This window comes from Delftia sp. NA_296.1 (genome assembly GCF_052692095.1).
The window spans coordinates 371,067-382,345 of the sequence record NZ_JBQZGF010000002.1 but is presented as its reverse complement, the minus strand read 5'-3'; the positions used below and the strand labels follow the sequence as shown (position 1 = coordinate 382,345).

The following is an 11,279-nucleotide window of genomic DNA, read 5'->3' as shown; positions in this document are numbered from 1 at the left end:
AGACCGCCCCATGTCCTTCTCCAGCCCCATCTCCGTCTTCGTCATCGACGACCACACGCTGTTCCGGCGCGGCCTGATCGCCCTCATCGCCCAGGACGCAGGCCTGCGCGTGGTCGGCGAGGCCGGCGACGCGGGCGAGGCCCTGCGCCTGGTACCCGCGCTGGCGCCCCAGGTCATCCTGCTGGACAACCACCTGCCCGGCGTGCTGGGCGTCGATGCCATCGCGGGCCTGCGGGCCGCATCGCCCGGCAGCCGCGTCGTCATGCTCACCGTGAGCGAGGACGGCCAGGACCTGGCGGCCGCGCTGCGCAACGGTGCCCAGGGCTATCTGCTCAAGACCATCGACGGCGACCTGCTGTCCGAGGCCCTGCGCCGCGCCGCGCGCGGCGAGCCCGTGGTCAGCCCCGAGATGATGGGCAAGCTGGTGGCCGCCTTCCAGTCCCAGGGCGCGCCCGAGCCCCAGGCGCCCGAGCCGGACGAGGCCCCGGCCTCGCCGCTGTCCCCGCGCGAGGAAGAGGTGCTGGTCCAGATCGCCCGGGGCGCCAGCAACAAGGAAATCGCCCGCACGCTGGACATTGCCGAGACCACGGTCAAGATCCATGTGCAACACATCCTGCGCAAGCTGGGCCTGAGCTCGCGCGTGCAGGCGGCGGTGTATGCGTCGGAGCGGCAGCGGGATTAGGCGCTGCAAGAGAAAGAACGCAGGCGGCTACAGCGCCGTTGCCAGCATGTGGCGATACGGTGCCAACTGCAAAAAGGCTTGAATGCCATCCGGCGCTTGCTGCAGGATGGCAATGCTGTTCGCCAGCCAGCGTCTGCGCTCATCCACCAGATTGGAGTCGGCGTTCAGGCCCAGCATGTCGCGGGTCTGGGTCACGCGATGCCGCTGTTTGCGATTCAAGCCTGGACGAGGCTCGATGGTTCCGTCGGTGGACAGCGCCCACTGTGCATTGCAGCCAGGGCCGGGTTCTATGGGCAGCAGACCATTCTTCTTTTTCTGCCCACAGGTCTTGTGGTTGATGCAGCTATGGCCGTAGTTGGTGTAGGTAAAACACAGGTGCGGATGCGCGTTGCGGCCCGCCTTGGGTTTGATGTGCTCCACCTGCCCGTCCTCTGCATCCAAAGCGCTTTCGCAATAGACGCACAGACCTCCCTGGTCCTGATTGAGGTCGGCTTTGACTGCCGCTTTGACGGCGCGGAATGCCAGGCTGTCGAAGTCCGCGACCGTGGGGCGTGGGGTTGCCGCGACGAAGGCCGTGAGAGCCGCCGTAGGAATGGCGCGATGTTCCAGGTCCACCATGGTCAATGCGCCCTGCCGGTATTGCGCGCGGCGAGGAAGCGCCAGGTGGCCAGATCGCTTTCATGGAATTGATAGCCTGCTTGCTGCAAGGTGACGCGCAGGGCCTGCGCGGCTTCGGTCTGCTCCTGGCCTTCACGCACCAACTGCTCGTATTGGCGGATGTCGTCTTGCAGTGGCAACGGCGGCTCCCGGTGGGTTCCCATGATCTTGGCCAGCGCATCGCCCGATTCATGGGCCAGCGGGCTGAAGTCAGGCGTGCGCACGCGCAGGCGGCCTTCGTGCTGCTCCAGGATACGGATCTTCTCGCGCCGTACCGAAGTCAAGACCTGCGGACTGTGCGTGGTGACAATGAATTGCGTCGCCGGAAAGGTGCGCATCAGGTCATCCAGCACGCGCTGCTGCCAGGTGGGGTGCAGGTGCAGGTCGATTTCATCGACCAGCATGATGGCCGGAGCGCTCATGGTCAGCGCGTGCTGAAACGGCGCATAGCTGCCTGGATCATGCTCATCCAGAACAGATGTTGCGTGTATCAGAAACTGCTGGTGCGCGTGGATGTTGCCGTACTCGGCATACCGGTTGGCAATGGCAAGCCGCCGCGCAAAGTCGATGGCCAGCGCCAACATGCTTTGATAGCCCTGGCTCAACTGGCTGACCAGCAGCTCGGCCCCATCGCTGGCGCGCTCCAGAACGAACTTGTGCCGTGCATTGAACTGGGGGTTGCGAAAGGCTCCGCCCAGCAATAAAACCACGGTGGCGCGCACCGCTTCCAGCGAGGAAAACGGCTTGTAGTTCTCGCCTGTCACGCCCTTGTTTGCGCGCAGTTCGGAAGACTCCTCCTGATCGAACCAGGCCAGCATTTCCCGGAAGTCGCTGCGGGGGTTGAAGCAATCCACAAGCGCGGATGTCGGGTGCTCGTAGTTGTTCTTTGCGGAGCGCAAACGCTCAGGCACCTCGATGTGGCCTCTGCTTGCCCCGTAGTAGGTGAATACGGGCGTCGGAGCCGGACTCTCTGTTTTGTAGCTGTCGGTGATCGAATTCAGGTGCTCCTTGAGAGCCGTCTCGCCCCATGTCTGTGCGGGTTTCCGTCCCTTGCCGCTAGCGGAAGGGCGCCAGTAATCCCAGCGCAGATCACCTACGGTGGTGGTCATGATCTGTGCGTAGTCGGCTGTGCTCCATTGCGCTTTTCCGCGTGGTCCTGACAAGGCCTGCAGGCGAAAGTCCGAGTCCTTGATGCCACGGCCTGTCAGTCGCTGGTCTGCCGAGGACAAGTGGGTCAGCACAGGCGTCAGTCCGCTGGCAATGCCATCCAGAAGTGCCGTCTTGCCCGCACCGTTTTCCCCCACGATGACCGTAAGGCGTGGGTCCAGATCCAGCGTGAGGGATTCAAAGCAACGGAAGTTGTTGAGCGTGACGGATTTCAATCGCATGGCGCATGCCTTCGTTTCAAGCACGGGGCAGCCGTGGGATGTCGGCTGGTTCGTGAACAGTCGAAATTGTGCACGTGAATGTCGCTGGCTTCTCATCCCCTGCCACGCATGCTGGCAGAGGCCAACGGATCATTGCGTTCCAGTCGTCCCCGCATCTCCTTGCACCCACCCATCCCCCGCACACCGCAGCACCCAGACCCACGCCAGCGCGGCCGCCACGGTCAGCCCGGTGAGCATGGCCGCCGCGCCCATGGCGTCCAGCGCCACGCCGGCCGCCAGCGGCACCAGCATGCGGCTGGCGGCAAACAGACTGGCCTGCAGGCCGTAGTCGAAGGCCTGCCAGCGCGGGCGGGCGAATTGCATCATCAGTCCGAAGACGCAGGCCGAGGAGGCGCCCATGGCCGCTGCCACGCAGGCCACGGCCGCGACCAGGCCCGGGGCCGGGGCGCCGGCTGCGATGACGGCGGCCAGCAGGGCCAGCGCCGCCACGTTGCAGCCCGCATACAGGGGCAGGGCGCGCCGGGTGCCCAGGCGGCGCGTGAGCAGGGGCGAGGCCGCGCCCGCCAGCGCAGCCACCACGCCGCCGCCCATGCCGGCCAGCAGGGCGGCCTGGGCGGGCGCGAAGCCGTGGTCCAGCATCAGCGGCTTCAGGTAGAACCAGGCCGCGCCGATGAAGGGGAAGTAGCTGACCAGCACCAGGGTCCAGCGCCAGGCGCCGGGCTGCGCGCCATAGCCGCGGACCATGGTGGCCAGTCCAGCTTTGGGCGCAGGCAGCAGCACAGGCGAGGGCGCCTCCCCGGGCTCATGGCGCACCACCCAGGCCAGCAGCAGGGCGCCCAGGGCCAGCGCGCCGGCCAGGCAGAGGAAGGGCGCGCGCCAGCCCCATTTCGCCTGCATGAGCAGCATCATCCCGCCGCCCACGATGGCGCCCAGCGACAGCGCCGCTGCGCGCACGCCCCCGGCGCGCATGCGCTCGGACGCGGGCAGCAGGCGGATGGCCAGGGCGCTGACGGGAATGTCGGCCCAGGTGGCGGCCAGCGCGGCCGCGAAGGCCAGGCCGAACAGCCACAGGCGCTCGGCCAGCAACTGCTGCCAGCCCAGGGCCAGCAGCACGGCCGCATAAGCCAGGCACAGGGCCAGCGCCCAGGCGCGGTAGCGCGGCTGGCCGTTCGCGCTGCGCGCTTCCACGGGCGCGGCCAGCGCGAACTTGATGAGCGCGGGCAGCCCCGCCAGCTGGAACAGGCCGATGGCCGTGCCCGACCAGCCATGCTGGCGCATGACCAGGGGCAGGCCCAGCCACAGGTAGACGCTGGGCGCCGTGAGCGCCAGGTGCAGCCAGCCGAACAGGGCCTGGAGCAGCCAGACAGGGCGGGGAGCTGCGGCCTTCATGGCGCGGCCTTGCGGGCAATGAGCACGGCCAGCGGCGCCATCGGAAACTCGCGCGACTCGATGCGTTCGATGCGCTCGAAACCCGCCTGCGCCAACAGCGCCTGCAGCTCGCCGCGCCGGGTCACGCTGCGGCCCAGCAGGCGCATGGGCAGGTAGTAGGGCAGGGTGCGCAGGGCGGCTTCGGGCGTCTCATCCACCTCGGCATGGGCGCAGACGAAGACGCCGCCGGGCGCCAGCGCGTCGAACACCTTGGCCACCACGGCTGCCGCATCGGGCATGAAGTGCAGCACGGACGAGCACCAGACCAGGTCGTAGCCGCTGCCTATGCCGTCCGTGGCCAGGTTGCCGCCCAGGGCGGTGAAGCGGTCGGACAGGCGGGATTGGCGGGCGTTGTCCGCCGCCACGGCCACGGCCTCGGGCCAGTCGAAAACGCTGGCCTGCAGCGCGGGCTGCTGGCGCAGCAGGGCCAGCGCGATCCAGCCGGGGCCGCCGCCCAGGTCCAGCATGCGGCGCGCGGTACCCGCACCGGCAGCGACCTCGGGCACCTGGTCCAGCACCTGCAGCGCGGCAGGCACGCTGACGGCACGCTGCTCCTGGCCGATCTGGGCGCGCGCGGCGGCGGCCCAGCCTTCGGCATTGCCCGTGGCCATGGGGGCGCTGCAAGCCATGCCGTCCCCGGCAGGGCCGTGCTCGACCAGGCCGCGCAGCAGCGTGGCGGAGTGGCGCAGCGAGCGCAGGCGGAACAGCCAGGCCGCGCCGCAGGACTCGGGCGATGCGCTGTGCAGGTAGCGCAGCGCGTCGGTGGCCAGCAGGTAGCTCACGGGCTCGTGCTGGCCGCGCCGCAGGAGGCCCATGCTCCACAGCAATTCCAGCCAGTGGGAGGTATTGGCCTCGTTCCAGCCCTGGGCCTGGGCCAGCTCGGCCGGCGTCTGGGGCGTGGCCAGTCGGTCCAGCGCCCCCGATTCGAGGGCCAGCACCAGGGCCTCGGCCTGGACCTGGGCGGCGGCCAGGTCCCACAGCGGTTGCAGGGCGTGGGAGGGGGTGTGGGTAGGGGATTCGCAGCGGGGTGTATTCATCGGAAGGTCCTTTTCACGAAAGGGAGTCACATGCGCCAGGTCAGCCGCACGCCGAACTCGCGCGGCGGGCTGTAGACCACGACCTGGCCGTTGAGGTAGCCCACGGCGTCGTAGCGGCGGTTGGCGGCATTGCGCAGGTAGGCGGCGATTTCCCAGGACGCCTGGGCATAGCCGGCCGACAGGTTGAGCAGCCCGTAGCCGGGGCGGCGGTAGGCGTTGGCGGCGTCCAGGTAGACCTTGCCCGTGCCCTGCACGGCGGCCTGCGCCCACCAGCGGCCGGGCGCGTCGTAGCGCAGCGCCACATGGGCCGTCATGTCGGGCGCGAAGGGGTTGCGGTGGCCGTCGTAGACGGCGGCGCCGTCGCGGAACGTGCCGAAGCGCGTGCGGTTCAGGCCCAGGGCGGTCTGCAGCTGCCAGCCGCCGCCGAACACATAGTCCAGCTCGAAGTCCGCACCCGTGGAGCGCGCCCGCGCCGCATTGGTGATGTAGACCACGCCCGGCAGGCCCATCTGCTGTACCTGCATGTCGCGCACCTGCTGGGTGTAGACCGAGGCCGCATAACGCAGGCGCTGCCCCAGCAGCCGGCCCTTGGCGCCGATCTCCCAGGCGCGCACGGTCTCTGGCTCGTAGGCCGCATAGCCCATGGCCGGAGAGAACACGTTGAAGCCGCCCGCGCGCTGGCCTTCGCTGAGGCTGGTGTAGACCTGGCCCTGGGGCGACCACTGGTATTGCAGCGAGAGCTTGGGGCTCAAGCGCGTCCAGCTGTCGCTGCGGGCCGCTGCGCCTTGCGGCGCCAGTTCGACCCGGCTTCGCTCCACGCGCGCGCCGGCCGCCAGCGTCCAGCGCTCGGACAGCGGGACGGTCCAGTGCGTGAACAGCGCCGCCGTGCTGCCCTTGAGTCCGGCCGTGGGCCGCATCAGCGCGGCGGGCAGCTTTTGCTCGTAACGCAGGTCATGGTCGTCGCGGTCCAGGTACAGGCCGGCCAGCCAGCGCGCGTTCCGCAGGCCTGCGGCCTCGCCCTCCAGGCGCAGTTCCTGCGAGGTCGTGGCCAGGCGGTAGTCGCGCCGTACATGGAGCAGGTCGGCGCTCTGGAAGTCCGTGTCCTGCAGCACGCGGTCGTCGAAGACATTGCGCGCGGTGATGGAGCGCAGCCGCAGCCCCGAGGCAAAGCGATGCGAGACATCGAGCGACAGCGTCTGCCCGCGCGAGCGGTTCCAGCTGTCCGTGCCCGAGTTCACCGTGGCGCGCGGCGCGGCAATGCTGCCCCATTGCGCGGCGCCGTCGTCCCAGCGCTGCTGGGCGTAGCGCAGCGTGGCCTCGGTCTCGGCCGTGGGCGTCCAGCGCAGGGCCAGGCGGCCGCTGGCGCGCTCGCGGTCGTCCACGCGCGCTCCCGTCGCCTGCTGGCGTATGAATCCGTCCTGCGCGCGCCACTCGCCCGACAGGCCGATGTAGAGCTGGCCCGGCACCAGGGCGCGGCCCAGCTCGAAGCTGCCCGCGCGCTGGCCGTGGTTGCCGGCCTCGGTGCTGATCGATGCATAGGGCGCGTCGCCGGGCTGACGCGTGACGATGCTGACCACGCCCGCTTCGGCATTGCGGCCGTACAGCGTCGATTGCGGGCCGCGCAGCACCTCCACGCGGTCCACGCCCTGCAGGTTGTGCTCGAAGCCCTGGGCCATCAGCGTGGGCACACCATCGACCAGCAGCAGCGTGGACGAGGAGAACGACACGAAGTTGGCCGTCAGCCCGCGCATCACGGGCGGCTGCACGCCCGACTGGCCGAAGGCCTGGAACACAAAGCCCGGCACCTGTGCGGACAGCGCGTCCAGCCCGCGCACGCCGGCCGCCTCCAGCGCCGCGCCGTCGAAGACGGAGACGCTGGCGGGCACGGCGTCCAGGCTCTCGGCCTGCTTGTTCACCGTGACCGTGATCTCGGGCAGGGCGGCTTCGGGCGCCTGGCCCTGGGCCGCCACCGTGAAGGGGGCCAGGGCCAGCGCGGCCGGCCAGCGAAGGGGGAATGCCATGGTTTTCTCGTCCTCTCCAAAAGGGAATCTCGTTGGAGACCGATGCTAGGGAAGATGAGAATCGCTATCATTTAAAAACGTATGCGCGCCGGAGCATTTCCTATGCGAAGCGCGCATCCATTCCTCGCACATGACCTCCCGCATCCCTTCCTCGCTTGCCTTGCCCCAGCCCTGTGCGCCGGGCTGGACGCGGCATGCCCTGCCCGCCGAGCTGGGCGACTGCCATGCGGAGCGCTTCACGCTGGGCGACGGCATCGTGCTGGCGCGCTCGCACTACTGCCCGCTGCGCGACCTGGTGGAGGACAGCGTGCAGGCCGATGCCTCGGACCAGGGCCGCACCCTGGTCATCACGCTGGGGCTGGCCGGGGAATCGGGCTTTGTGGCGCGTACGGGTGCGGCGCTGCGTTTCGGCGCGGGGCAGACCACGCTGGCAGCCTTTCGCGGCAGCCAGGGCGAGCGCCGCTATGCGGCAGGCCAGACCGTGCGCCAACTGCGCCTGCTGCTGTCGGGCGCGGCGCTCGACCGCTATCTGGGGCCTGAACTCTCGCAGCGCCTGACCCAGGTGGACGGCGCGGCCGGCGTGCGGCCCTTGGACCACCGTGCCAGCCTGCCGGCCAGTCTGGCGCTGGCGCGGCGCCTGGCCCAGCCGCCCGGGCACCAGCCCACCGATGCGCTGGACCGCCACATCGCCATGCTGAGCCTGGCCGCGCTGGAGCTGCGCCACCTCGCGCCTGCGCCGCAGCCGGCCAAGGCGGCACCGCGCTGGTCGGCCGACGAACTGGCCCGGCTGGAGCAGGCGCGCGAACTGCTGTCCACCCAGATGGACCGCGCGCTGACCCTGGCCTACCTGAGCGCCGCCGTGGGCCTGGGCGAGCACCGGCTCAAGCAGGGCTTTCGCGCCGTCTTCGGCACCACGCCCCAGGCCCTGCTGCTGGAGCTGCGCATGCGCCGCGCCTGGGCGTTGCTGGAGACCGGCTGCCAGGTCGCCCAGGCCGGCTGGCAGGTGGGCTATGCCCATCCGTCGAACTTCAGTGCCGCGTTCACGCGGTTCTACGGGCGCAGCCCGAAGTCCGTTTTTGGCCGCCGCTCCTGATCTACGTCAAGCCTTTTTGTCCCCGATAGTTCTTTGGAACTAGGCCCGCCTGCGCGCTCCTAGTTCTTCCGCCTTGTCCGAGCGTACGGCTGGCGGATGTGCGGCGCGGCCCTCGCGCGGGACCATGGAAGCCATAGCCCCCACGAGGAAAACAAGATGGCAAACACAGCGCCCACCGCACAGGGCGACCCCCGCAAGAGCACCAGCACAGGCACACGCCACGACCGCCAGGCCTGGTCGGTCCTGGCCGTCAGCACCTTGGCCTTCACGGTCTGCTTCATGGTCTGGATGATGTTCGGCATCATCGGCATCCCCATCAAGAAGATGCTGGATCTGAACGCCACGCAGTTCGGCCTGCTCACGGCTATGCCCGTGCTCACGGGCTCGCTGGTGCGCGTGCCGCTGGGCATCTGGACCGACCGCTTCGGCGGGCGCATCGTGATGGCGGTGCTGATGGCCGTCACCGTGCCCGCGATCTGGGTGATGGGCTATGCCACCGAGTACTGGCACTTCCTGACCATCGGCCTGTTCGTGGGCCTGGCGGGCGGTTCGTTCTCGGTGGGCACGCCCTATGTGGCGCGCTGGTTTCCCAAGGAGCGCCAGGGCATGGCCATGGGCATCTATGGCGCGGGCAACTCGGGTGCGGCGGTCAACAAGTTCGTGGCGCCGGTGATCCTGGTGGCCTTCGGCTGGGCCGCCGTGCCGCATGCCTATGCGGCCATCATGCTGGGCGCGCTGGTGCTGTTCTGGCTGTTCAGCCACAGCGACCCGGCCCACCTGGTGCCCAGCAACGTGCGCTTCAGCGACCAGTTGAAGGCGCTCAAGGACCCGCGCGTGCTCAAGTACTGCCAGTACTACAGCATCGTCTTCGGCGGCTATGTGGCGCTGAGCCTGTGGATGGTGCAGTACTACGTGGGCGAGTACGGCCTGGACATCCGCGTGGCGGCCCTGCTGGCGGCCTGCTTTTCGCTGCCGGGCGGCGTGCTGCGCGCCATCGGCGGCTGGCTGTCGGACAAGTACGGCGCACACAGCGTGACCTGGTGGGTGCTGTGGGTGTGCTGGATCTGCCTGTTCCTGCTGTCCTATCCGCAGACGGATTTCACGGTGCTCACCACCGAGGGCAGCACCCGCTTTCACCTGGGCCTGAACGTCTATGCCTTCACCGCGCTGATGTTCGTGCTGGGCATTGCCATGGCCTTCGGCAAGGCCAGCGTCTTCAAGTACATCAGCGACGACTACCCAGGAAACATCGGCGCCATCAGCGGCATCGTGGGCCTGGCCGGCGGCATGGGCGGCTTCATCCTGCCCATCCTGTTCGGCATGCTGCTGGACTGGACGGGCATCCGCTCCAGCGCCTTCATGCTGCTGTACGGCGTGGTCTGGGTGTCGCTGATCTGGATGTATTTCACCGAGGTGCGCAGCACCGACGTGCTCAACAGCCACGGCGGCCACAGCGATGTGCAGCCGGCCGCGCGCTGAACCGCAGGAGTTGCACATGCATGCGAACACCAAGACCGCCGCAAAGGCATCCGCGCGCAGCCGCCCCGGCAGCGTGCTGACCCTCTGGCGCCCCGAGGACAGGCAGTTCTGGGAGCGCGAGGGCGAGGCCATCGCCAGGATCAACCTCTGGATCTCGGTGCCCGCCCTGTTCCTGGCCTTTGCCATCTGGCAGGTCTGGAGCGTGGTGGCCGTGAACCTGCCCGCGCTGGGCTTCACCTACTCCACCAACCAGCTGTTCTGGCTAGCGGCCGCGCCCGCGCTGTCGGGCGCCACGCTGCGCATCTTCTATTCCTTCATGGTGCCGCTGATGGGCGGGCGCCGCTGGACGGCGCTGTCCACGGCCTCGCTGCTGATCCCGGCCATCGGCATCGGCTACGCCGTGCAGGACGCCAGCACCGGCTATCCGACCATGCTGATTCTGGCCCTGCTGTGCGGCCTGGGCGGGGGCAACTTCAGCTCCAGCATGGCCAACATCAGCTTCTTCTTTCCCAAGGAGCGCAAGGGCTCGGCCCTGGGCGTGAACGCGGGCCTGGGCAACCTGGGCGTGTCGGTGGTGCAGTTCCTGAGCCCGCTGGTGATCACGGCCGGCATCTTCGGCGTCTTCGGCGGCGATGCGCAGACCATCACCAAGGCCGGCGAGACCACCCGGGTGTGGGCGCAGAACGCGGCCTTCATCTGGGTGCCGTGGATCGCCATCGCCTCGCTGGCCGCCTGGTTCGGCATGAACGACATCGCCGACGCCAAGGCCAGCTTCGCGGCCCAGGCCGCCATCTTCCGGCGCAAGCACAACTGGGTGATGTGCCTGCTGTACCTGGGCACCTTCGGCTCGTTCATCGGCTTTGCCGCCGGCTTTCCGCTGCTGATCAAGAGCCAGTTCCCGGCGGTCAATCCGTTGGCCTATGCCTGGCTGGGTCCGCTGCTGGGCGCGCTGTCGCGGCCCTTTGGCGGCTGGCTGGCCGACAAGGCGGGCGGCGCGCGCGTGACGTTCTGGAACTTCCTCGTCATGGCCGTGGCCGTGGTGGGCGTGCTGTATTTCCTGCCCAAGGGCAGCGGCGGCTACGCGCTGGGCTTCGGCCCCGCCGAGGGCAGCTTCATGGGCTTCTTCCTGATGTTCCTGGTGCTGTTCCTGACCACGGGCATCGGCAACGGATCGACCTTCAGCATGATCCCGGCGATTTTCCTGGCGCTCAAGCAGCGCGAGCTCGGCGCCCATCCCAGCGAGCAAGCGCAGGCCCATGCCCTCAAGGAGGGCAATACCGAAGGCGCGGCCGCCCTGGGCTTTGCGGGCGCGCTGGGAGCGTATGGCGGCTTCTTCATCCCCAAGAGCTACGGCAGCTCCATCGCCGCCACGGGCGGGCCCGAGCTGGCGCTGTGGGTGTTTGCCGCCTTCTATGTGCTGTGCGTGGGCGTGACCTGGTGGTACTACGCGCGCAGGAACGCCGAGATGCCCTGCTGAGCCCCGGGCCGCAGGCA

The 11,279-nt window shown here is 68.9% G+C and carries 9 protein-coding genes; 4 read left to right on the top strand and 5 right to left on the bottom strand.

Annotated features, from left to right (window positions below; translation table 11 throughout):
• The first annotated feature begins 10 nt into the window (after positions 1-10).
• Positions 11-682: a response regulator gene (locus ACUTR7_RS06190; RefSeq protein ID WP_012203037.1), complete on the top strand. Its 672-nt coding sequence runs from the start codon at positions 11-13 to the stop codon at positions 680-682.
• 27 nt (positions 683-709) lie between these two features.
• On the opposite strand, the gene ACUTR7_RS06185 is transcribed toward ACUTR7_RS06190, so the two are convergent.
• From ACUTR7_RS06185 to ACUTR7_RS06165, 5 genes are all read right to left on the bottom strand, one after another.
• Complete coding sequence (locus ACUTR7_RS06185) at positions 710-1,300, bottom strand: retron system putative HNH endonuclease (protein WP_445608372.1); 591 nt, start codon at positions 1,298-1,300, stop codon at positions 710-712.
• 2 nt (positions 1,301-1,302) lie between these two features.
• Complete coding sequence (locus ACUTR7_RS06180; protein ID WP_238003645.1) at positions 1,303-2,727, bottom strand: AAA family ATPase; 1,425 nt, start codon at positions 2,725-2,727, stop codon at positions 1,303-1,305.
• Between the two features lie 129 nt (positions 2,728-2,856).
• Positions 2,857-4,116: an MFS transporter gene (locus ACUTR7_RS06175; protein WP_445608371.1), complete on the bottom strand. Its 1,260-nt coding sequence runs from the start codon at positions 4,114-4,116 to the stop codon at positions 2,857-2,859.
• Positions 4,113-5,192, bottom strand: a complete 1,080-nt coding sequence (locus tag ACUTR7_RS06170) for a class I SAM-dependent methyltransferase (RefSeq protein ID WP_445608370.1) — start codon at positions 5,190-5,192, stop codon at positions 4,113-4,115. Before ACUTR7_RS06170 ends, ACUTR7_RS06175 begins: the two co-directional genes overlap by 4 nt.
• 26 nt (positions 5,193-5,218) lie before the next feature.
• Positions 5,219-7,213 carry a TonB-dependent receptor gene (locus tag ACUTR7_RS06165; protein WP_445608369.1) on the bottom strand — a complete coding sequence of 665 codons (1,995 nt, stop codon included), beginning with the start codon at positions 7,211-7,213 and terminating at the stop codon, positions 5,219-5,221.
• Positions 7,214-7,343: 130 nt separating this feature from the next.
• Here ACUTR7_RS06165 and ACUTR7_RS06160 point away from each other — a divergent pair, with 130 nt between their 5' ends.
• The 3 genes from ACUTR7_RS06160 (at position 7,344) to ACUTR7_RS06150 (ending at position 11,262) form a co-directional block, all read left to right on the top strand.
• Positions 7,344-8,306, top strand: coding sequence for a helix-turn-helix transcriptional regulator (locus ACUTR7_RS06160; RefSeq protein WP_013804390.1), 963 nt, complete (start codon positions 7,344-7,346; stop codon positions 8,304-8,306).
• Between the two features lie 156 nt (positions 8,307-8,462).
• Positions 8,463-9,785 carry an MFS transporter gene (locus ACUTR7_RS06155; RefSeq protein ID WP_445608368.1) on the top strand — a complete coding sequence of 441 codons (1,323 nt, stop codon included), beginning with the start codon at positions 8,463-8,465 and terminating at the stop codon, positions 9,783-9,785.
• A gap of 16 nt (positions 9,786-9,801) precedes the next feature.
• Positions 9,802-11,262, top strand: a complete 1,461-nt coding sequence (locus ACUTR7_RS06150; RefSeq protein WP_012203039.1) for an MFS transporter — start codon at positions 9,802-9,804, stop codon at positions 11,260-11,262.
• Positions 11,263-11,279 lie beyond the last annotated feature (17 nt).

Bases quoted from the DNA above. Each gene is read 5' to 3' on its own strand.
- ACUTR7_RS06190 (WP_012203037.1), top strand. From the start codon at position 11: ATGTCCTTCTCCAGCCCCATCTCCGTCTTCGTCATCGACGACCACACG.
- ACUTR7_RS06185 (WP_445608372.1), bottom strand. From the start codon at position 1,300: ATGGTGGACCTGGAACATCGCGCCATTCCTACGGCGGCTCTCACGGCC.
- ACUTR7_RS06180 (WP_238003645.1), bottom strand. From the start codon at position 2,727: ATGCGATTGAAATCCGTCACGCTCAACAACTTCCGTTGCTTTGAATCC.
- ACUTR7_RS06175 (WP_445608371.1), bottom strand. From the start codon at position 4,116: ATGAAGGCCGCAGCTCCCCGCCCTGTCTGGCTGCTCCAGGCCCTGTTC.
- ACUTR7_RS06170 (WP_445608370.1), bottom strand. From the start codon at position 5,192: ATGAATACACCCCGCTGCGAATCCCCTACCCACACCCCCTCCCACGCC.
- ACUTR7_RS06165 (WP_445608369.1), bottom strand. From the start codon at position 7,213: ATGGCATTCCCCCTTCGCTGGCCGGCCGCGCTGGCCCTGGCCCCCTTC.
- ACUTR7_RS06160 (WP_013804390.1), top strand. From the start codon at position 7,344: ATGACCTCCCGCATCCCTTCCTCGCTTGCCTTGCCCCAGCCCTGTGCG.
- ACUTR7_RS06155 (WP_445608368.1), top strand. From the start codon at position 8,463: ATGGCAAACACAGCGCCCACCGCACAGGGCGACCCCCGCAAGAGCACC.
- ACUTR7_RS06150 (WP_012203039.1), top strand. From the start codon at position 9,802: ATGCATGCGAACACCAAGACCGCCGCAAAGGCATCCGCGCGCAGCCGC.